This window comes from uncultured Tateyamaria sp. (assembly GCF_947496075.1).
Taxonomy (GTDB): domain Bacteria; phylum Pseudomonadota; class Alphaproteobacteria; order Rhodobacterales; family Rhodobacteraceae; genus Tateyamaria.
Genome location: NZ_CANMBJ010000002.1, coordinates 1,228,312 through 1,249,152, shown reverse-complemented (window position 1 = coordinate 1,249,152; position 20,841 = coordinate 1,228,312). Strand labels below are relative to the sequence as shown.

The following is a 20,841-nucleotide window of genomic DNA, read 5'->3' as shown; positions in this document are numbered from 1 at the left end:
TGTCACATCAATGCGCCATGCACCAGCGCTTTGAGTTCGGCCCGTGCCGGGTAGCTGGAGGACGGGCTGAGTTGGGTGAAGAAGACGACGCTTACATCATGTACACGGTCGACCCAGAAGAACGTAGATGCCATACCACCCCAGCTGAAATCACCAATCGACGAAGGTACGCGGCTGCGGGCCGGGTCGATAACGACCGCACCGCCAATCCCAAACCCCATGCCGTCCATCGGTTGTTCGGCAAAGCTCGCGGGGCCAAGGCTGGCGATATCTCCGGGCAAATGGTTCGACATCATGAAATCGGCCGTCGACGGTGATATCAGCCCCTGCCCTCGGTTCCGCAAGCATTCGGCGAACGACATGTAATCGTCGATTGTCCCGACCAGGCCGCCGCCACCGCTGAAACAGGTGGTGCGCCGGAACGGAGAGTTTGCAGCAGCATCAAAAAGCCTGAGCGAACTGTCACCGTTTGCGGCAGCGTTCAAGTCCATGGCATCCCCGGCCAGCGGAGTATACAGGCTGGCAAAACGGTCAAGCGTTCCATCCGAAACCGAGAACCCGGTGTCCCCCATACCCAGTGGGTCCAGCACCCGTTCGCGAAAGACTTGATCAAGCGCTTGGCCGGTGACCACCTCGATCACTCGGCCAATGACATCGATGCCAACCGAATACTCCCAACGCCGCCCGGGCGAAAAAGCCAACGGCAGTTCGGCCAGCACGTCACATTGTTCGGCCAACGTGCCCGCTGTGGGTTTAAACAGCAAATCCTGCTCTGCCATCGCCTCTGGCAGAACACCCGGATTGAATGGGTAACTCAAACCAGATCGATGAGTGAGCAAGTGGTGCAAAGTGGGGGTGACACAGGGTTCGGTTTGCGACAGATCAACCGCCCCGGGTCGAAGGGCACGCATATCGGAAAACGCGGGTAGAAAACGGGACAGCGGCGCATCCAGATGCAGCAAGCCTTCTTCAACCAGCATCAGGAGGATCAGCGACGTGATTGGTTTGGTCATCGAATAGATGCGCGCCACAGTGTTCCGATCAAAAGCAGCCCCGGCTTTAAGATCCCGCACACCGGATTGAGCGTAACAAACTTCCTTTCCGTGCTGACGGATTAAGACAGACAAGCCTGCAAGTCTCTGGTCGGATGTATAGCGATCTGCCCAATTCTGAACACGGGCAAGGCGGCGTGAATCTAGCGTCAGTGACATATCACCACGATACGGGGCCTTGCCGCCTTGCCAAGACAAAAGACTGGGGAATAGCCTGAAACAAAGGGAGGATCTCAATGCTCAAGCTTTACTTTGCACCGCGCAGCCGGGCGATACGTGTGGCATGGCTGCTGGAGGAGATGGGCCTCGATTATGAGCTTGTGTCCTACGCCCTCGGCGATCCTGCCATGCGCAGCCCTGAATACCGCGCCGACATTCATCCCATGGGCCGCGTGCCGGTGCTGGTTGATGGCGATGTGCAGATCATGGAAAGCGGCGCGATCCTTGAATACCTGCTCGCACGCCATGGCGACGGTCGGTTTCGACCGGCTGAGAGCAGCGCGGATTATCCCAACTATTTGCAATGGCTGCATTACTCCGAGGGTATGCTGATGCCGCAGGTGAACAGCTATATGGTCGAAACATTCTTCTTGCCGCCCGAACGGCAGTCCAAAATCCATGCCAAACGCGCGAAAAAGCTGCTTGGACAGATGTTGGTGCCCGTCGATGCCGCTCTGGACAGTCGGGACTATCTGGCCGGTGACTTTTCTGCAGCTGACATCATGACAGGATCGGCGGCGATTTCTGCAAAAGGTATTGGGATCGACATGTCTCAGATGCCGCGGTTGGTTCAGTACGTTGATCGACTGACAACACGGTCAGCGTACAAAAAGGCCGCTGCACTTTAGTCCGAAGGCAGCGACGCTACATCGACATTCTGGTGTCGCTTCCTCCGCCCGGCTACCGCCCCCGTTGATATTTTCGCTCAGAAGATAGTCAGACTTCCAACCACTCCTTACGGATGTCATCACGTGCTTTCAATTCTGCGGGTGTGCCTTCAAACACGACCTGCCCATGTCCCATGACATAGACGCGGTGCGCGATATCCAAAGCGATGGACAGTTTTTGTTCGACAAGCAGTGTTGCAATCCCTCGTGCCGCAATCTCCTGCAGCAGTTGTGCGACCCGTTGCACCATTTGCGGCGATAGACCTTCCGTCGGTTCGTCAATCATCACGAGGTCCGGATCGCCCATCAAAGTCCGACACATGGTCAGCATCTGCTGCTCACCACCTGACAGCACAGACGCCTCGACATCAGCCCGGTGTGCAAGGTTTTCGAACATGTCGAACATGTCCTGCATCGACCAACGTCCCTGCCCATCCTTTTGACCGGGTTTGAGGCCCAAGATCAGGTTCTGACGGGTCGTGAGCCCCGGAAAGATATCCCGGTTTTCGGGCACGTACCCAATCCCGAGATTGGCAACCTCGTAGGCTTTCTTGCCCGCAATCTCCTGCCCGCGGAACTTCACCGAACCATGCGGTTCCACTTCCCCCATCACAGCCTTGCACGTGGTCGAGCGCCCCACCCCGTTTCGGCCCAGCAGCGCAACAATCTCTCCCTCGGCGATCTGGATATTAACGCCCTGGAGGATATGGGACTTGCCGTAATAGGCATGCAGGTCAGCAACATCGAGCATCAGTGCGTCTCCAATGCTTCACCAAGGTACGCTTCCTGAACCTTGGGGTTTGCACGAACGGCTTCAGGTGTGCCGGTCGCGATGATTTCGCCGTAGACCAATACCGATATCTGATCTGCAAGGCCAAAGACCACGCCCATATCATGCTCAACCATGATCAATGTCTTCCCCGTTGTCACGGTGCGGATCAAATCGACGATGTAGTCGGTTTCCGAATGGCTCATCCCGGCGGTGGGTTCGTCCAGCATAATCACATCTGCACCACCGGCTATCGTAATCCCGATCTCCAACGCGCGTTGCTCGGCGTAGCTGAGCACACCCGCGGGCAGATCGCGGCGGGCCGTCAGGTTGATCTGGTCGAGGATTTCATCGGTCCCTTTCGTCAGTGCGCGGGAGCGCCCAACCATGGACCAGAAATTATAGCGGTATCCCATGGACCACAGCAACGAACAGCGAACATTTTCAAACACTGTCATCTTGGGGAAGATGTTAGTGATCTGAAAACTGCGGGACAGACCCATGCGGTTGATCTCGAAGGGGGCCTTGCCGGCGAGGTCCTGACCGTGAAGGCGGATGGCGCCCTCGGTCTGGGGAAAGCGGCCAGTGATCAAGTTGAACAGAGTCGACTTGCCCGCGCCGTTAGGTCCGATGATCGCGTGTCGTTCACCCTTGCCGATGCTGAGGTCCACACCGCGAATGATCTCGGTTTGGCCAAAGGACTTCTTGAGTCCGTCCAGTTCCAGCGCGGCGCTCATCGTGGGGCTCCGTCGGGAGTGTTGGCATCATTCCACGCCTCGGCCAGTGCGGGTGCCGTGGCGCGCACGATGCCAAAGCCGATCAGGGTGACAGCGATCGCGACAATCCAAGGCAGCATGGTGTGACTGTCGAATGTGATCCAATAAAGGGTCATGCTATGATCGCCCGCACTTGCATGACGCAGATGGAACGTCATCTCGATCAGCGCGGCGGCCCCCAAGCATCCAACGGCACCAGCCCCTAGCGTCTTGAGGTAGGGTATGCCTAGCCGACCCAGCTTGCCAAGGCGCATGGCTGGCACATGCATCATGATCAGCCCTGCGAGCCCACCGGGAAAAAACATCACCGTCACGACAAAGACGATGCCAAGATAAAACCCCCACAGTTCGGTTTGCAGGCTCAGCACGGTCTGCACCAAGGTGAACACTATGGCGCCCAGAATAGGTCCAAAGAAGAAACCGACACCGCCCAAGAAGGTGGCAAGCAGGATGAGCCCGGACTGCGTGGTGTTCAAGTTTTCTTCGGTCAATATCTCGTAGTTGACGGCAAAAAGCGCGCCCGCGACCCCTGCGAAAAAACCGGATGCGACAAAGGAAAAGAAGCGGACCCAGCGCGCGGAATAGCCCAGAAATTCGGCCCGCTCGGGGTTGTCGCGTACGGCGTTCGCCATACGGCCGAGCGGAGTGCGGGAGTAAAGATACATCAATGCAGCAGATATCAAGAGCCATGCAGCGATCAGGTAGTAGACCTCGATCTGTTGCAAAAATTCGACGCCGAAGAACGGCATGCCGTAAGTGCGGTCGCCCGATATCCCCTCTTCGCCACCGAAAAAGGCGACGATGATGACGGAACAGGCCGCGATCAACTCGCCCACGCCCAGGCTGATCATGGCAAAAACCGTGCCCGCCTTGCGGGTCGAAAAGCTGCCAACGATGGTCGCCAAACCCATGCCCATGAGCCCGCCAAAGATGGGCAGAAGGGGCAGCGGGATACCGGCAAAGAAGTCATCCATGTTCATGATGTGAACACAGGCGAACCCACCGACACCGGCGTAGACTGCGTGACCGAAGGACAGCATGCCGCCCTGCCCCAGCAGCATGTTGTATGCCAGCGCAAAGATGATCGTGATGGCCATCTGGTTCATGATGGTTATGGCAGAATTGGCCGTAAAAATGAACGGCAGAACCATCAGCAATACTGCTGCGATCCCCCACGGCACCAGTGGGATGACCATGGAGCCGGCGCGCATCCGTTGTGCTGGTTTTGACGGGTCTGAGGTGAACTGATCTGTCATGCGTCACGCTTTCCGAACAGGCCATAAGGACGGAAAATCAGGATCAAAACCATAAGGATGTACGGCAGGATGTCCGCAATCTGCGGGCTGGTGATCGACCATAAATCACGCCACGCGCTGTCCCAGATCGGTTCGGGTTTGGTAAAGCCTGCCCATGTGAGCAGGTCTTCCATCCGCAGGTTATAAGCTTTGGAAAAGGTGGTGATCCAACCGATGAGCAAAGAAGCGACAAGCGCGCCCCAAAGCGAGCCCAGCCCGCCAATGACGATTGTGACGAAGACGATTGAGCCAAGGACAAAGGCCATACCCGGGAATGTGCCCAGCACGGGCCCAGCGATGACGCCAGCCACGCCAGCCAGCGCCGTACCGACGCCAAACACACCCATGAAGATCAACGGCACATTGTGCCCCAAAGCCTCGACCGTTTTGGGATATGTCAGGGCGGCCTGGATAATCATGCCAACGCGTGTCCGCGTCAGGACGTAAAGCAATCCAATAAAGATCGCGATCGAAATGAAGATCATGAAGATCTTGTAGGCAGGGATGGAATTGCCCGCGATGGAGAACGCGGTGAATTGCAGGATTTCGGGCGTGGCATAGGGCATCTGGTTCTTGCCCCAGATGAACTGAACCACCTCTTCGATCAGCAACGCGAGTCCGAAGGTAAAGATCAGCTCTGGCACGTGGCCATATTGGTGCACACGCCTAAGCCCATAGCGTTCCACACCTGCTCCGAGCACACCAACAACAAGCGGCGCGATGAGCAAGCCCATCCAGAAACCGATATACAGACTGATCTGGAAGGCGAAATATGCGCCCAGCATGTAGAAACTGGCATGGGCAAAGTTGAGCACGCCCATCATGGAAAAGATCAGCGTCAGACCAGCCGACAGCATGAAAAGCAGCAGGCCGGTCACAAGTCCATCGATCAGATTGACGAGGATAAGGTCCATATCAGGCGTGATCCCAATGCCGCTTGCGCGACGCGATTTCTGTTTGAGAATGAGGGGTTCCACCCCTCAAACTCCCCGTGGTATTTTTGGTCAGAAGAAAAATGCGGGGCCAACGAAACGCGGCCCCACTGGATCAAGTTACGGGCGGCGCATCTTGCAACTTGTGGGGCTGTCGGCCGCGGCCATCTCGACCGTTTTTACCACCTTTACGCCGAAGCCGGAATTGTCGTGGTCGTACACGACGTCATCAGTATGCTCCATGATGTGTACGTTCTGGATCAGCTGGTGATCGCTTTCGCGCATCATCAAATTGCCACCCCAAAGACTTTCGTGCTCCATTCCGGCAAGTGCGTAGGCCACTGGCACAACGTCGTCGGCCGTACCGGCCTCGTTGATCGCCTTGGCCAACATCTCGATCACATTGGTGATGCGGGCCTGGCTCAAATTGCCATCTGGATACTTGGCCTTGAACGCCTGAATATATCCTGACGCGGTGTCATTTGGCGGTGGGTTCAACTGCCCCTCTGCCACGAGCCGCAAGCTGCCCACCCCGGCATCCCCGAAGGCTGCGGTGATCCCATCAGCTGCGGCGTAATATGTATAGATCGGGCCAGTAAATCCATTCTCCAGCACGGATTTGCCCAGGCCGACCATATCGGCACCCCAGTTGCCGGTAATGACGGCGTCCGCCTCAGAAGCGACGATCTTCCGACTGTAGGGGGTGAAATCCTTGACCTTTCCGATCGGGTGCAGCTCATTCCCGACGATTTCGATTTCAGGTGCCTTTTCGCCGAGGTACTTCACAGCAGCGGCTGCCACGGCCTTGCCGAAGCTGTAATCCTGTCCAATGATATAGACCTTTTCGATGGCGTCATTGCTGACAATGCTGTCGGTCAATGCATCCATCTTGATGTCCGCATTGGCGTCAAAGCGGAAGTGCCAGAAGTTGCACTTGTCGTTTGTCAGCGCCGGATCCACGGCAGAATAGTTCAGGAACAACACCCGGTCCTCCGGGTTGCGGCGGTTGTGCTTGTTGATCGCTTCCGTGAGAGCGTTGGCGACACCGGACGAGTTACCCTGCGCGATGTAGCGGATGCCCTGGTCAATCGCGACCTGTAATTGGATCAGGGATTCCTTGGGGCTGATCTTGTTGTCAAAGGCCACAATCTCGAACATGTCGCCGTCCAGAACGCCGCCCTTCTTGTTCACCAGCTCCTCGGCAGCGAATTCGTATTGATGCAAGCCGTTGGTGCCTGTCCCTGCAAATGGGCCAGACAAGGGGTCGATGAAAGCGATCTTGATCGTGTCAGCACCAGCGGCAAACGCGCTGGCGGCCAAAGTAAGGGCAGTGGTCAGCCCAAGCATGGTGGTAGTGCGCATGATGTTCCTCCCTAGGACGCGGACCGCCAAGGCGGCCTCTTTCGGGCCAGTTTACGAGGCGGGATAGATCCAGCGTTGCACAGGTACAGGATAAGTCAAGCGTCTAGGTTGAATCCGGGCGCGCGATTGCCACACGTTAATAATTCTTGATGCATAGCTTTACAAGAGCGCGATAAGGCTATGTTATTGATCACTTTCTAGGGCCTTCAATCCGTTGTCAGCAAACACAGGAACAAACGCGCCCAGTTGCATGGCCCGTTCCGGGTTGGACGCATTTCCGTCAATGGCTCGTTTCAGCACCCCCTGAATGATCGCCCCCATGCGAAAAAAACAAAACGCGACGTAGAAACCGAACCGGTCGACGCGATCCAAACCCCGTCTTTCGCAATATGCCCCAACAAATTCTGCATCAGACGGCAGCCCCAAACTGGCGCGATCTACGCCCATCAATCCGCGGCCCTGTGGTCCGGCGGGCAACTGCCATTGCATGATAACCGATGCCAGATCTGCATAAGGGTGGCCGATTGTGCTTAACTCCCAATCCAGCACCGCCAGACAACGCGTGCCCTCGGTTTCGAAAATCATGTTGTCGATGCGATAGTCACCATGCACCAGCGTACGCTGGCCATCATCTTCGGGCATGTCAGCGTCAAGTCGCTCAATCAAGCTGTTCATCGACGGGATATTCTGGGTTTCGGATGCGCGATACTGCTTTGTCCAGCGCCCAACCTGCCGCTCCAAATAGTGACCGGGCGGGCCATAATCGGACAGTCCGACCGCCTCGATATCAACCTCGTGCAGCGCCGCCAAAACGCGGTTCATATCTGTGATGATTGCCGACCGATCCTCATTGTTCACCCCGTCCATGGTCGGTTCGTTGAAGTTCCTGCCTGCGACATGGTCCATCACGTAAAAGTCCGAACCGATGACGGATGGTTCTTGGCATAAAACATGCATTTTCGCGACCGGCACGTCTGAACCATGTAGCGCCTTTTGCACCCGAAACTCTCGATCCACAGCATGAGCCGATTTCAAAAGTTGACCTGGAGGCTTGCGGCGCAGAACATAGTTCCCCGCATTCGTCTGCAAAAGAAAAGTTGGGTTGGATTGGCCCCCTGCGAACTTTGTCGCCTCGATGGCTTTGTCAAACCCTGGCAACTTGTCTTTGAGAAAGGCCGCCACAGCGGCTGTATCAAGCGTTTGGGTGTCCATCACAGTTTTCCTGAAAAGTCCTGCGCCAGTCGTGCCTGGACTTCCGCATATTCGCTGGCGATCCTGTCGACAATTGCGGCCGCGGGTCCTATCGAGGTAACGGCCCCCACCCCCTGTCCAGAGCCCCAAATCGTCTTCCAGGCCTTGGGCTTTGACGACCCCGAAGAGAAGTTCATCGATGCCGCATCTGCGGTGGGTAAGTTGTCGGGATCCATACCAGCCGCCTCAACCGAACCACGCAGGTAATTGCCCCACACCCCAGTAAACAGAGAGGAATAGACGATATCTTCAGCGCCGGCGTCCACAATCATGTCCTTGTATCCCTGCACTGCGTTGGCTTCGTCCGTCGCAATAAAAGGCGAGCCGACATAACCAAAATCGGCACCCAACGCGCGGGCCGCTAGCAATGCTTCACCCGTAGCGATAGCGCCAGATAGGGCCACTGGACCATCAAACCATTCGCGGATCTCGCGGATCAAGGCAAACGGCGATTGCTGGCCCGCGTGACCGCCCGCCCCCGCGGCGACAGCGACAAGACCATCGGCCCCCTTGTCGATCGCCTTGCGGGCAAACGTGTTGTTGATGATGTCATGCAGGACGACGCCTCCGCAGGAATGCGCGGCCTCGTTCACTTCGACCCGTGCGCCCAGTGACGTGATCCAGATTGGCACTTTGTGCCGGACGCAAATCTCCAGGTCGCGCTCCAGCCGTCCGTTCGACCTGTGCACAATCTGGTTGACGGCAAAGGGGGCAGCGGGTGTGTCGGGATTGGCCTGGTTGTGGCGGTCAAGCTCTTCTGAAATCTGGGTCAGCCATGCATCCAGCAGCGGTGGCTCGCCGTCGTCCTCACGCGCATTCAGCGCTGGAAACGATCCGACAATGCCCGCTTTGCATTGGGCGATCACCAATTCAGGTACGGAGATGATGAACAACGGAGCTGCGATCATTGGAATGCGCAAGCCCTGCAACGCATTTGGCAACCTGTCCTGCTGTGTCATTTGTTTATCCATCGCCCAGCCTGTTGTTTCCCCAAAAGATCTCGACCGCTCAAAGATATGATGCTCAAAGCACTTCAAACAGGCCGGCCGCGCCCATGCCGCCACCAACACACATCGTGCAAACAACATGTTTGGCACCGCGTCGCTTGCCTTCGATTAAAGCATGGCCAACCATCCGCGCACCTGACATGCCATAGGGATGCCCGATCGAGATGGCACCACCATTCACGTTCAACAGCTCATCCGGAATGCCAAGCGTGTCGCGGCAATACAGCACCTGAACGGCAAAGGCTTCGTTGAGTTCCCACAGACCAATGTCATCCATCGTGAGCCCATGCGCCTCAAGCAGGCGCGGCACGGCAAAGACCGGACCAATGCCCATTTCGTCCGGCTCACAGCCAGCGGCCATCACACCGACACAACGACCAAGCGGGGCCAGCCCCTTCTTTTCGGCCAGCGACGCCTCCATCACGACGGCCGCTGACGCACCATCAGACAGCTGCGACGCGTTTCCGGCTGTGATGTACTCACCTTGCGTTACGTTAATACCATTTGAAAACACAGGTTTTAGACCCGCAACATTTTCATATGTAGTTCCGGGGCGATTGCCCTCGTCCTTGTCTAGGGTGACTTCATGCTCCGAAATCGCCTTGGTTTCCTTGTCCTGAAACTTCATCACCGTTGTGATGGGCACGATCTCGTCCGCAAACTTGCCAGCCTCTTGGGCGGCGGCGGTGCGGGCCTGGGACTGTACCGCGTAGCGGTCTTGGGCTGCGCGGCTAATGCCATACCGATCAGCGACAGTTTCTGCCGTTTCCAGCATGGTCATGTAGATTTCCGGCTTCTTCGCCTTAAGCCACGGGTCGCCATGCGCGCGCATTTCAGGGGTCTGAACCATCGACACAGATTCGACCCCACCGCCAATGACCACATCCATCCCATCGTGCACCACCTGCTTGGAGGCCGTCGCAATGGCCATCATGCCGGACGCACATTGCCGGTCCACACTCATGCCTGCCACTGTCACAGGCAGTCCGGCCCGAATGGCCGCCTGCCGCGCAATGTTGCTGGCAGTGTGCCCCTGCTGCAGCGCCGCCCCAAGGATCACGTCCTGTACTTCGCCCCCCTCTACACCAGCGCGTTTGACCGCATGTTCGATCGCGTGCGCTGAAAGGGCCTGGGGCGTCGTCGTGTTGAACGCCCCACGATACGCTTTGCCGATGGGGGTACGAGCGGTAGAGACGATGACAGCGTCGCGCATTTATCTAGTCCTTGCTTGGTTTAGGAGAATTGGACCCGGGCGCTTCCCCGGCCCCCGGAGTTTACTTGGCAAGATGAAGGAGCATTGCCCGCTACCAGTCAAGATCGACCCCTTTGGCCTTCGCTGCCCGCAACGCGTATTTGCGGGTCTGTGCAAAAGCGTTTTCCAATGGTTCGGCGCCTGACGGGTCGATGATTTCAGACCATGCGGCGGCAACCGCCTCAGGCGTGATGTCACCTTCGATCAACGTGCCCTGGGTTTCAGTGATTTGAGTTACCGCGAACGTACCTCCTCCCGCTGACAGGATCATGCAGCTTGGGGCATCCCGACTGACAAGATGCAGCACACCGGGTGTGATTGTTCCTGGCTGAAGCAGATCAAGCGCCACCTGCGGCAGCAGTCCCTCGGTCATTGCGGTTGCGGCAGTGGGGGCCAGCGTGTTCACCCGGATGTCGTCCCGCGCGCCTTCAAGGTGCAGCACATTCATCAAACCGACCATACCAGCCTTGGCCGCCCCATAGTTGGACTGACCAAAGTTGCCATACAGCCCTGACCCGGACGCCGTCAGAAGGATACGCCCATAGCCCTGGGCACGCATGATCGGCCACACGGCGTGACAGCACTGCGCCGTTCCTATCAGGTGCACATTGATTACCTTAGCGAAGTCATCCATGTCCATCTTGGCAAAGGTCTTGTCCCGTAGAATGCCGGCGTTGTTGATCAAGATGTCGATCCGCCCCCAGCGATCCATAACCTGCGCAACCATATCACTAACAGCGCCCGCATCTGAGACGTCTGCCGCGATGGCTACGGCCTTCCCGCCCGCCGCTTCAATTTCCGAAACCACTGAAGAGGCGTCGCCCATATCATTTACAACGACACGCGCACCGCGCTCAGCCAGCCCCAGAGCATGGGAGCGGCCTAAGCCTGCTCCGGCGCCAGTCACAATAGCAACCTGATCGTCGAAGCGGATCATCCCTCCAGCGCCGCACGGAACAGGTTTGGCCCCGACATGACCTGAATCCCCCCGGACACCGGCAGGATTGCACCTGTCAAATAGGCACCGCCCTGCCCGCACAGGAATTGCATGCAACCAGCAATATCCTCATCTCGGCCAACGCGCCCCAGCGGCACATCCGCACCAACCTTGTCGCGCATATCTTCGTCAGCCGTGGCGAAAGCGGTCATCTTGCTGACAAACGGGCCCGGTGCCAGCGCGTTCACGGTCACATGGTGCCCAGCCAGCTCCTTGGCCATGATCTTGGTCATATGCAGCACTGCCGCCTTGGATGCGGCATAGGAATATGCCCCATCGCCCAGTGGCGCATCGCCCATGACCGACCCCACGTTGACAACGCGCGCCGGATCATCGGCAGTCGCACTCTTGATCAGTATCGGCAGCAGGCTTTGCGTAAGGTGAAATACGCCTGCCACGTTGACATTCATGACCTTTTCCCACGCCTGATGTGGGAACTGTCCCATGGGTGCGCCCCAGGTGACACCGGAATTGTTCATGAGGATATGCAGCTTGTCGGTGCGCTTGGACACCTCGGCGACCAGCGCTGCAATTCCTTCTTCACTGCCGACGTCCCCTGCAAACCCTTCGGCGGAACCCTGCGCATCTATGGCGTTCAGCTCCGCTGCCACCGCCTCACAGGCGTCACCCTTTCGGCTTGCAATCAGAACACGAGCACCCGCCATCATCAGGCCGGTGGCAGCCATCCGCCCAATGCCAGTCGCACCGCCGGTGACCAGAGCCACCTTTCCATCCAATGAAAAAAGGGTTTTGGGATCCATGGCTCTCTCCTCCGATCTGCGGGCTACCGTAACGTCGCCCGGTCCACGGCTTTACAGCCGCGCCTCCTCAACTGCAGGATGTGACAAAGGCAGGCACATTGCACCCCTGCCGTAACGTCATGGGTGGGAGGACCCGATATGCACGCCATGCTCAGCACCGCACCCGGTGGCCCTGAAACGCTGGAATGGACCGGACAGCCAACTCCCGAACCAAAGAAGGGAGAAGTGCGGATCGCGGTGAAGGCTGCGGGCGTCAACTTCCCCGACACATTGATCATTCGTGATCTTTATCAGGTCAAACCCCCACGCCCCTTTGCCCCCGGCGGCGAGGTGTCCGGTGTTGTCGAAGCGCTGGGTGATGGCGTGTCGCATCTGGCGGTCGGCGACCGTGTTCTGGCCATGACCGGCTTTGGTGGTTTCACCACCCACCTCTGTGCCCCCGTAACATCTTGTGTGAAAATTCCGGACGACATGCCGTTTGATGAGGCCGCGTGCTTAATTTTCACATACGGTACGTCCCACTACGCGTTGAAAAACCGAGGGGAGTTGAAGGAAGGCGAGACTCTTCTCATTCTTGGCGCGGCTGGTGGCGTTGGTGCGGCAGCCATAGAGCTTGGCAAAGCGGCAGGTGGCCGTGTGATCGCCGCTGTGAGTTCACAGGAAAAAGCGCAGTTTTGCCGCGATCTGGGCGCTGACGATGCAATCATTTACCCGCGCGAGATGGACCGCGACGCGCAAAAGGCCCTTTCGGCCGAGATCAAGAAAGTTGCAGGTTCAGAAGGTGTGCACGTGGCCTATGACGCCGTGGGAGGCGACTATGCCGAACCGGTGATCCGCTCGATGGCTTGGGGCGGCCGGTTCCTGGTCGTTGGGTTTCCGGCCGGTATTCCGGCCATCCCGTTGAATCTAACCCTGCTAAAATCGTGTCAGATCGTCGGCGTGTTCTGGGGCGCATCAATCTATCGCGATCCCAAGGGTCATATGCAGAACATCACGGAACTCTTTGAAATGTATGGAAAAGGGAAAGTAAAGCCGCACATCTCTGCCAGTTTCCCAATGCAGGACGCGGCCAAAGCACTGGAGTTGATCGCCGACCGCAAGGTGCAAGGCAAGGTCGTGCTTACAAACGACTAGAGGTGGTCCAGGTGCTGCGTTTCATTGAAACCCCGGACGATCATACGTTCGCCATGGATCACAAGGCGGCTGATCGACCCGTTGGCAGCGCCAAGGAATGCAAAGGGCTCAGAACCTGTTGCCATCGCAAGAGCTGCACCGATCACGCCGCCATGGACAAATACCGCGACGCGCTGGTTCGCGTGCGCTGCCGCGACACCCAACAACCCTCTGCGCACCCGGCCAAAAAACGCATCACGCGTCTCTGCCCCGGGAATCGGCGACCAATCCTGCGTGTCCCTGACACATTGATAGATCGGGTCTCCCTCCGCCGCCTTGATGCGATACAAGCCACCATCCCAGTCACCAAGGTTCACCTCATGCAAATCGGGATTCTCGATCGGGGTCATATTCAAATGTTGCGCCAACGGTGCAGCCGTTTGATGTGTACGCATCAACTTCGTCACATAAAGCGCTGCAAAAATTTCACCTTTCAGACGCTCACCAACAGCGGACGCCTGCCGCTCGCCCTGCGGATGCAAAGGCGGGTCACCGCTGCCATCCTTCATCGGAAAACTCACGCCGGAACGCGCTGGCGCGCTTTCCCCATGCCGTATCAGAAACAAGTCAGCCGCTCCCTCGGGCGGCGCGTAAACGGGTTGGCGGTATTCTTTCGTCATGCCCCCTCATACACAGGAGCCATCCTATGACCAACCGCCAGATTGTCGTCGCTAGCCTGCCTCAGGGTGCACTTGGCCCTGAACACTTCGAGCTGCAGGAGGCGGCAATGCCCGCACCGCAGGAAGGCGAGGTGCTCCTGCGCACCATCCTGATGAGTATCGACGCCGCCAACCGGTCGTGGATGCAAGGCGCAACCTACCGCGACGCGGTGAATGCGGGTGACCCAATGCCCACCTACTCCATATGCGAGGTAATGGAGAGTAAGTCGCCCCGCATCGGCCCCGGCGAAATTGTCGCGGCAGAGAGTGTTTGGGCCGACCATGTCATCCGCCCTGCCCACAAGTTGCAAAAACTGCCAAAGATCCAGCCGCTCAGCCACCTGCTGAGCGTTTATGGTATTGCAGGCAAGACAGCATTCCACGGTCTGATGCAGATTGGTCAATCTTTAGCTGGCGAAACCATCGTGGTGAGCGCTGCCGCAGGATCCGTTGGTGGTTATGTTGGTCAGATCGGCAAGGCCCTTGGCTGCCGCGTCGTCGGAATCGCCGGAGGACCGGAGAAATGCGCATTTGTCACAGACAATCTCGGTTTCGACGCCTGCATCGACTACCGGGCGGGCGGCGTGTTCAAAGCCCTCAAGGCAGCTTGTCCGAATGGCATCGATGTTCATTTCGATAATGTGGGCGGAGACATTCTTGAAGCCACATTGGCCCTCATGAACGAACGTGGTCGCGTTGTATGCTGTGGCGCAATCAGCCAATATGACACGACCAATCCAACCGGTCCCCGCAACCTGCCCGGCGTTGTTGTTGTCAAACGCTTGCGTATGGAGGGGTTCATCGTCATGGACTTCGCGCGCGACGACGCCAAAGCAACACGCGCTTTGCAAGCCTGGGTCCAGCAAGGAAAGATCAAGGTCACCGAGGATATCGTCGAAGGTCTGGAAAACGCCCCCAAGGCCCTGATCGGCCTCTTGAACGGGGACAATACCGGCAAGCGCATGGTGCGTGTTGGCGCCGATCCATGAGCATTGACGCGGCGCTGGATAGCCTGTCGCAACAGATCGGCACCGAAGTTGGCGTTTCAAACTGGATCACGGTCGATCAGCCAATGATCGACCAGTTTGCCGCCACAACCCATGATGATCAGTGGATTCATGTCGACCCGGTGCGGGCAAAGGGAACACCCTTTGGCAGCACTATTGCCCATGGCTTTTTGACACTCAGCCTGGCATCGCGTTTCGCGTACGACTGCTTTCCTCTCATGCCTGGGCAAGCCATGGGAATAAACTACGGCTTCAATCGCCTACGATTCCTCGCCGTTGTGCGGCCCGGCAACCGGTTGCGAGGACGTTTCACCCTCAACGACATTCAAAAGCGGAACGAAAGTGAACTGTTGCGCACCATGGCACTGACGATCGACATCGATGGCTCGGAAACGCCAGCACTTGTTGCAGAATGGCTTGGATTGGCGGTCTTTGACCAATCGGCTTAACCCTGCACTGGACAGATATAGGGCAGAGTGGATAACACCGTCATAAATCTAAGGTTTTTCCCATGACTTCTGTTCTGGTCCTTAACGGTCCCAATCTGAATCTGCTCGGCACCCGTCAGCCCGAGATTTATGGCGCAACCACCCTGCCCCAGGTCGAACAGCTATGCCGCGAGTACGCTGCGAAGAATGGCTATGACGTCACATGCACCCAATCCAACCACGAAGGTGCCCTTGTTGATACCATTCACGCCGCGAAAGGAACGCATGACGGTATTGTTCTCAATGCCGGTGCCTACACCCATACGTCCATCGCATTGCACGATGCGATCCTTGGAACCGAATTGCCGGTCGTCGAACTGCACCTCAGCAATATCCACGCGCGCGAAGCATTCCGCCACAACAGCTATATTGCGCCGGTGGCCGTCGGGATGATTTGCGGCTTTGGCGTTGCGGGGTATACTCTGGCTCTGGACGCGTTGATAGGACACCTTGGGGGGCGGACTTGAAAAGCTATCTGCACAGGTTGTCAAACTGTCAAACCATAGAGGAACTGTGGGAAGCCCATTCGCGCAGGATGGCCGAATACGGGTTTGACAGATTGATCTATGGCTTTACCCGCTACCGCTCGGGCAATTCGCTGGGTGATCCCGAAGATTTCATCATCCTCACAAACCACGACCGTGCCTACACGGATACATTTCTTGGCGAACAGCATTATGTCCACGCCCCCATGGTCAACTGGGCTTTGAACAACGAAGGGGCGTGCAGCTGGGGTATCCTCGCGCAGATGCAATCCTCTGAAACGCTGAGCAAGTCAGAACAGCGCGTGCTTGAATTCAACTATTCCATGGGTGTGACTGTGGGATACACGATCAGCTTCAAGTCGGTCTCGGCCCGTTCAAAAGGTGCAATCGCCCTGACCGCGCGTGAGGGCATGACGCAGGAAGAAGTCGATGCCGTGTGGGCCCAACATGGGCGCGACATTCACCTTATGAACAATGTGGCGCACCTTAAGATTCTCACCCTGCCCTATACGGCACCCAATCGATCCCTGACCAAACGCCAGCGCGAAGCTCTGGAGTGGGTCGGCGACGGCAAAACAATGCAGGATATTGCAGTTCTGATGGGGCTGACATCGGCGACGGTGGAAAAACATCTTCGCCTTGCACGGGAGGCGCTGGCGGTGGAAACCACAGCCCAAGCCGTCCTGAAGGCGGCATTCGCAAATCAGATGTTTATCCTCGAAGCATAATGGCTCATTCCGCGCGACTGATGTATCTGAGCCATCCGCAGGTTCTGATAGATCCCGACGTACCGATCACCGAGTGGTCACTGAACGATGTAGGCCAAGCGCGGATCAACGCACTTGCCCAAATTGCTCACGATAGGCTGAAGGGCACGCACTCGGTTTTTTCCAGCCCCGAGCGCAAAGCACGTGACGCAGCACACCCACTTGCTTCTGCCTTAGAATTGAACGTCATCATCGCCGAAGACAGCTACGAAAATGACCGTTCTGCCACAGGCTACTTGCCCCCGACCGAGTTCGAAACCACTGCGGACACATTCTTCGCCAACCCTACGCAGTCAATCCGGGGCTGGGAACGCGCGCAAGATGCCCAAGATCGCATTCTGACCAGCGTGCAAAACATGGCGCGGACGGCGCCGCCTGGGGACATCCTGGTCGTAGGACACGGTGCGGTTGGCTCGCTTCTGTATTGCGCTTGCGCCAATACACCAATCAGCCGTGACCATGATCAAGGCCCCGGAGGAGGTGGCAACGTGATGGTTTTTGACCGCGCGAATCTGCAGGTCCGATCGCACTGGCAGCCTTTGGAACAAGCCTTCGAAATCTGATCAAATGCGGTCGTTCGGTCATTTTCTGTGTATGACTGCCCAAAAAAGATACAAAAACACAACTCAGAGACGAGCTGGTGAAATTTTTGACCATTGGGTAAGGAATCCCCCACTTTGCTAACACGTCGTAAATTTGGCATTGTAGGCGTGTTCCGTGAGTGGTGGCTTTAGCCAGGGAACAGCGAAACGGACCTCTCGCGATTACGAGGGCACTGCGTTTCGACCGGATCTTCCGGACCCGGCTCGCCTGTGTATTTTTCAGCAGGTGGGTCGGACTTTGTAGCGTCCACGTGTCTCATCCCCGTGGCCAAGGACGCCGACAAACGGGCGGGATTGCGACCCCAAACGCGATCTCGCCCACCTTTGCCTTCAGAGCACCAATGAATCCGTCGCTGAACGGATGACCCGGACCATCTCTTTGTCCAAGGCGGAATGGGTCGTGCCATCCAGCACCCGCAAGGTCGCCGCCGGCCAAACTTGATCCAATTCCCACGGCGCGCGCAACGGGCAAGACGGATCAAACCGGCTGTGGATCATGGTACACGGGACGTGCGCGATGGTCCCGACATTCCGCAGCAATTGATCGTCGTCCATCCAAGCCCCATGGGCAAAATAATGCGTAACGATCCGCGCAAACCCCAGCCGAAAGGACGGGTCAGAATAGCGGGACCCCGGCGTGTGAATATCTCCACCAAAGATCCCGGTCTCCCACTGGCACCACGCATCCGCGGCCGACTGCGCACGGACAGGATCTTGCAACAGCTCAGCATAGGCACGTATACGCTCCACCGTCGCCTCGGGGGCCATGCTCACCTCCGGCACGGCTGCACAAAACTCCTTGTATGCTTCGGGAAACATGTTCCCCACATCCCCATACAACCAACGCAAGTCTCGCTCCGCCGTTGTTGCCACCCCCGCCAGAACCAGCGCCCGCACGCGCGTGGGATGGGCCTGTGCATAGGCCAAGGCCAACGTCGACCCCCATGATCCGCCAAACAGCACCCAAGCATCCACGCCCAGATGGGCACGCAGCATTTCGATGTCGGCAATCAGATGCTGTGTCGTGTTAGCGTCCAAAGCGTCCAGCGTTTCGGAGGCAAGAGGCGTTGACCGACCACAACCGCGCTGATCCAGCAGGGTCACGCGGTATCGCGACAGATCAAACAGATCATAGTGTCCCGGCTTGCAGCCAGATCCGGGCCCACCATGCAACACAAGGGCATCTGCGCCCTGCCCGGCCTGTTCAAACCACAGCCGGTGACCATCGCCCACATCCAACATAAACATCCCCTCCAACGCAAAACGGCACGCCACAATGGGCGCGCCGTTTCACATTCAATGCAAGGGAAAGATTAGCCCTGAGCTGCTTTCGCAACCTCGGCTGCAAAGTCTTCCTTTTCGACTTCGATGCCTTCGCCCACTTCCAGACGGGCAAAGCCGGTGATGGTTGCGCCCGCTTCCTTGGCAGCCGCCTCGACCGTCAGGTCGGGGTTCACAACAAAGGACTGGTTCAGCAAGGTTGATTCGGCGACGAATTTCTTCATCCGGCCCACGATCATCTTCTCGATGACCTGCTCAGGCTTGCCGCTTTCACGTGCAATATCCATCTGAACCTGCTTTTCTTTCTCGACCACGGCAGTATCCATGTCGGCCTCGGACAAAGCTGCAGGGTTTACAGCCGCGATGTGCATCGCAACCTGCTTGCCGAACGCTTCGTCGCCGCCGTCCATGGCGACCAGAACACCGATTTTACCCATGCCGGCAGTTGCCGCGTTGTGGACATAGGACACAACTGTACCGCCGGAAATCTTGGCCATGCGGCGGACCGACATGTTCTCGCCAATGGTTGCGATCTTGTCAGTCACGACGTCTGCAACGGACTTGCCACCCATGTCGGCAGCAGCAAGTGCTTCAACACCGTCCACGCCCAAAGCGGCGGTGGCGATGCCGGACACCATTTCCTGGAATTCAGCGTTCTTGCCAACAAAGTCGGTTTCCGAGTTCACTTCAACCGCAACGCCAGTGCCACCGTCGACAACAACGGCCACCAGACCTTCGGCAGCCGTCCGGCCCGATTTCTTGGCGGCTTTCGCCAAGCCCTTGGTGCGCAGCCAGTCAACAGCGGCTTCCATGTCACCACCGGTTTCGGTCAGCGCTTTTTTCGCGTCCATCATGCCTGCGCCGGTGCTGTCGCGCAGTTCTTTCACCAATGCTGCTGTGATTGCCATCTCTTGGCTCTCCTCAAATGGGTGTGGGTTGCGGCAGGCCTTAGCCCGCCGCACATGTCAGTTGTGTGACGCTTCAGCTTTCTGCAGGCGCTTCGGCAGCAGGCGCTTCAGCAGCGGTTTCTTCTGCAGGGGCCTCTTCGGCGACAGCTTCCTCAACCGGTGCTTCTTCCATCGCACCCAGATCAACGCCGGCTGCACCCAGTTGGGCGCTCATGCCGTCAAGGGCTGCGCGCGATGCCAGATCGCAATACAGCGCAATGGCACGGGCCGCGTCATCGTTACCGGGGATGATGTAATCCACACCATCGGGCGAGCAGTTGGTGTCGACCACAGCCACAACCGGGATACCCAGCTTGTTGGCTTCCGCGACGGCCAGCGCTTCTTTCTTGACGTCGATGACGAACAGCAGATCAGGACGACCACCCATCTCGCGGATACCACCCAGCGAGGCTTGAAGTTTGCCCTGGTCACGTTCCATGCCCAGACGCTCTTTCTTCGTCAGACCTTCAAAACCGTTCTCGGACTGCTCATCGATCGACTTCAGGCGGTTGATCGATTTCGACACGGTCTGCCAGTTGGTCAGCGTGCCACCCAGCCAGCGGTGGTTCATGTAGTACTGCGCGCATTTCTCGGCTGCATCCGCAATGGGCTGTGCCGCTTGACGCTTGGTGCCAACGAACAGAACGCTGCCGCCTTTTGCGACAGTGTCGCGGACAGCTTGCAGGGCCTGATCCAGCATCGGAACAGTCTGCGTCAGGTCCATGATGTGGATGCCGTTGCGCGCGCCATAAATGAAGGGCGACATGCGCGGGTTCCAGCGCTGTGTCTGGTGACCAAAGTGTACGCCTGCTTCAAGCAGCTGACGCATGGAGAACTCGGGAAGAGCCATGTGCTTTATCCTTTTCCGGTTTTCGCCTTGCCCGGGGTATCAGCGCGGATGCGCCAACCGGTGGACATCTGGGGATGTCTCCCCCATCTGCCCGCCCCGAACTGCGGAGTTAGTGCGCGCCGATTATGCCAAGCGCTCTGAAATGGCAAGCCCCATTCGACACCATCCACGCCCGGCTGCACAATTGCGAGCACACCAGTTACAGGCGACTGGATTGGTATCGCGCGCAAGCGCGTCCTTT

General features: G+C 57.7%; 22 protein-coding genes. 7 read left to right on the top strand and 15 right to left on the bottom strand.

The features are described from left to right. Nucleotides 1–2 precede the first annotated feature (2 nt). Entirely contained in the window at nucleotides 3–1,211 is a 1,209-nt protein-coding gene (locus Q1A51_RS10270) for a serine hydrolase domain-containing protein (RefSeq protein WP_299596499.1), read from the bottom strand. A 77-nt stretch (nucleotides 1,212–1,288) separates the two neighbouring features. On the opposite strand from Q1A51_RS10270, the gene Q1A51_RS10265 reads away from it, so the two are divergent. After that, nucleotides 1,289–1,900, top strand: a complete 612-nt coding sequence (locus Q1A51_RS10265; RefSeq protein ID WP_299596502.1) for a glutathione S-transferase family protein — start codon at nucleotides 1,289–1,291, stop codon at nucleotides 1,898–1,900. A gap of 88 nt (nucleotides 1,901–1,988) precedes the next feature. Here Q1A51_RS10265 and Q1A51_RS10260 read toward each other — a convergent pair whose 3' ends face one another. The 10 genes from Q1A51_RS10260 to Q1A51_RS10215 form a co-directional block, all read right to left on the bottom strand. Continuing rightward, nucleotides 1,989–2,693, bottom strand: a complete 705-nt coding sequence (locus Q1A51_RS10260; RefSeq protein WP_366141795.1) for an ABC transporter ATP-binding protein — start codon at nucleotides 2,691–2,693, stop codon at nucleotides 1,989–1,991. Then, nucleotides 2,690–3,445 carry an ABC transporter ATP-binding protein gene (locus tag Q1A51_RS10255; protein ID WP_299596506.1) on the bottom strand — a complete coding sequence of 252 codons (756 nt, stop codon included), beginning with the start codon at nucleotides 3,443–3,445 and terminating at the stop codon, nucleotides 2,690–2,692. The genes Q1A51_RS10260 and Q1A51_RS10255 overlap by 4 nt, the downstream gene beginning before the upstream one ends. After that, nucleotides 3,442–4,740 (bottom strand): branched-chain amino acid ABC transporter permease, encoded by a 1,299-nt coding sequence (locus Q1A51_RS10250; RefSeq protein WP_299197239.1) that lies wholly within the window; start codon nucleotides 4,738–4,740, stop codon nucleotides 3,442–3,444. Before Q1A51_RS10250 ends, Q1A51_RS10255 begins: the two co-directional genes overlap by 4 nt. After that, nucleotides 4,737–5,756: a branched-chain amino acid ABC transporter permease gene (locus tag Q1A51_RS10245; protein ID WP_299596509.1), complete on the bottom strand. Its 1,020-nt coding sequence runs from the start codon at nucleotides 5,754–5,756 to the stop codon at nucleotides 4,737–4,739. Before Q1A51_RS10245 ends, Q1A51_RS10250 begins: the two co-directional genes overlap by 4 nt. A gap of 75 nt (nucleotides 5,757–5,831) precedes the next feature. Beyond that, nucleotides 5,832–7,073, bottom strand: a complete 1,242-nt coding sequence (locus Q1A51_RS10240) for a branched-chain amino acid ABC transporter substrate-binding protein (protein WP_299596511.1) — start codon at nucleotides 7,071–7,073, stop codon at nucleotides 5,832–5,834. Between the two features lie 183 nt (nucleotides 7,074–7,256). Beyond that, entirely contained in the window at nucleotides 7,257–8,285 is a 1,029-nt protein-coding gene (locus Q1A51_RS10235) for a phosphotransferase family protein (RefSeq protein ID WP_299596514.1), read from the bottom strand. After that, complete coding sequence (locus Q1A51_RS10230) at nucleotides 8,285–9,283, bottom strand: nitronate monooxygenase family protein (RefSeq protein WP_299596517.1); 999 nt, start codon at nucleotides 9,281–9,283, stop codon at nucleotides 8,285–8,287. The genes Q1A51_RS10235 and Q1A51_RS10230 overlap by 1 nt, the downstream gene beginning before the upstream one ends. A 64-nt stretch (nucleotides 9,284–9,347) precedes the next feature. Then, complete coding sequence (locus Q1A51_RS10225; protein WP_299596520.1) at nucleotides 9,348–10,544, bottom strand: acetyl-CoA C-acyltransferase; 1,197 nt, start codon at nucleotides 10,542–10,544, stop codon at nucleotides 9,348–9,350. 91 nt (nucleotides 10,545–10,635) lie between these two features. Continuing rightward, nucleotides 10,636–11,520, bottom strand: coding sequence for an SDR family NAD(P)-dependent oxidoreductase (locus tag Q1A51_RS10220; protein ID WP_299596523.1), 885 nt, complete (start codon nucleotides 11,518–11,520; stop codon nucleotides 10,636–10,638). Next, nucleotides 11,517–12,341, bottom strand: coding sequence for an SDR family NAD(P)-dependent oxidoreductase (locus tag Q1A51_RS10215; RefSeq protein WP_299596526.1), 825 nt, complete (start codon nucleotides 12,339–12,341; stop codon nucleotides 11,517–11,519). The genes Q1A51_RS10220 and Q1A51_RS10215 overlap by 4 nt, the downstream gene beginning before the upstream one ends. A 138-nt stretch (nucleotides 12,342–12,479) precedes the next feature. Here Q1A51_RS10215 and Q1A51_RS10210 point away from each other — a divergent pair, with 138 nt between their 5' ends. Then, entirely contained in the window at nucleotides 12,480–13,475 is a 996-nt protein-coding gene (locus Q1A51_RS10210; RefSeq protein WP_299596528.1) for an NADPH:quinone oxidoreductase family protein, read from the top strand. On the opposite strand, the gene Q1A51_RS10205 is transcribed toward Q1A51_RS10210, so the two are convergent. Next, nucleotides 13,472–14,134 (bottom strand): histidine phosphatase family protein, encoded by a 663-nt coding sequence (locus tag Q1A51_RS10205; RefSeq protein ID WP_299596531.1) that lies wholly within the window; start codon nucleotides 14,132–14,134, stop codon nucleotides 13,472–13,474. The genes Q1A51_RS10210 and Q1A51_RS10205 overlap by 4 nt on opposite strands. 26 nt (nucleotides 14,135–14,160) lie before the next feature. Between Q1A51_RS10205 and Q1A51_RS10200 the strand changes: the two genes are divergently transcribed. From Q1A51_RS10200 to Q1A51_RS10180, 5 genes are all read left to right on the top strand, one after another. Next, nucleotides 14,161–15,162: an NADP-dependent oxidoreductase gene (locus tag Q1A51_RS10200; protein WP_299596534.1), complete on the top strand. Its 1,002-nt coding sequence runs from the start codon at nucleotides 14,161–14,163 to the stop codon at nucleotides 15,160–15,162. Further along, a complete protein-coding gene (locus Q1A51_RS10195; protein WP_299596537.1) occupies nucleotides 15,159–15,629 on the top strand; it encodes a MaoC family dehydratase in 471 nt (156 codons plus the stop codon). Before Q1A51_RS10200 ends, Q1A51_RS10195 begins: the two co-directional genes overlap by 4 nt. A 62-nt stretch (nucleotides 15,630–15,691) precedes the next feature. Continuing rightward, nucleotides 15,692–16,135, top strand: a complete 444-nt coding sequence (gene aroQ, locus Q1A51_RS10190) for a type II 3-dehydroquinate dehydratase (RefSeq protein WP_299596540.1) — start codon at nucleotides 15,692–15,694, stop codon at nucleotides 16,133–16,135. Further along, a complete protein-coding gene (locus Q1A51_RS10185; RefSeq protein ID WP_299197437.1) occupies nucleotides 16,132–16,881 on the top strand; it encodes a LuxR family transcriptional regulator in 750 nt (249 codons plus the stop codon). Before aroQ ends, Q1A51_RS10185 begins: the two co-directional genes overlap by 4 nt. Beyond that, a complete protein-coding gene (locus tag Q1A51_RS10180) occupies nucleotides 16,881–17,483 on the top strand; it encodes a histidine phosphatase family protein (protein WP_299596542.1) in 603 nt (200 codons plus the stop codon). The genes Q1A51_RS10185 and Q1A51_RS10180 overlap by 1 nt, the downstream gene beginning before the upstream one ends. A gap of 369 nt (nucleotides 17,484–17,852) precedes the next feature. On the opposite strand, the gene pip is transcribed toward Q1A51_RS10180, so the two are convergent. From pip to rpsB, 3 genes are all read right to left on the bottom strand, one after another. Next, on the bottom strand, nucleotides 17,853–18,770 hold the full coding sequence (gene pip / locus Q1A51_RS10175; protein ID WP_299596545.1) for a prolyl aminopeptidase: 918 nt from the start codon (nucleotides 18,768–18,770) through the stop codon (nucleotides 17,853–17,855). 65 nt (nucleotides 18,771–18,835) lie between these two features. Beyond that, nucleotides 18,836–19,711, bottom strand: coding sequence for a translation elongation factor Ts (gene tsf, locus Q1A51_RS10170; RefSeq protein WP_299197475.1), 876 nt, complete (start codon nucleotides 19,709–19,711; stop codon nucleotides 18,836–18,838). A gap of 73 nt (nucleotides 19,712–19,784) precedes the next feature. Continuing rightward, nucleotides 19,785–20,600: a 30S ribosomal protein S2 gene (gene rpsB, locus Q1A51_RS10165; RefSeq protein WP_299197478.1), complete on the bottom strand. Its 816-nt coding sequence runs from the start codon at nucleotides 20,598–20,600 to the stop codon at nucleotides 19,785–19,787. Between the last annotated feature and the right edge of the window lie 241 nt (nucleotides 20,601–20,841).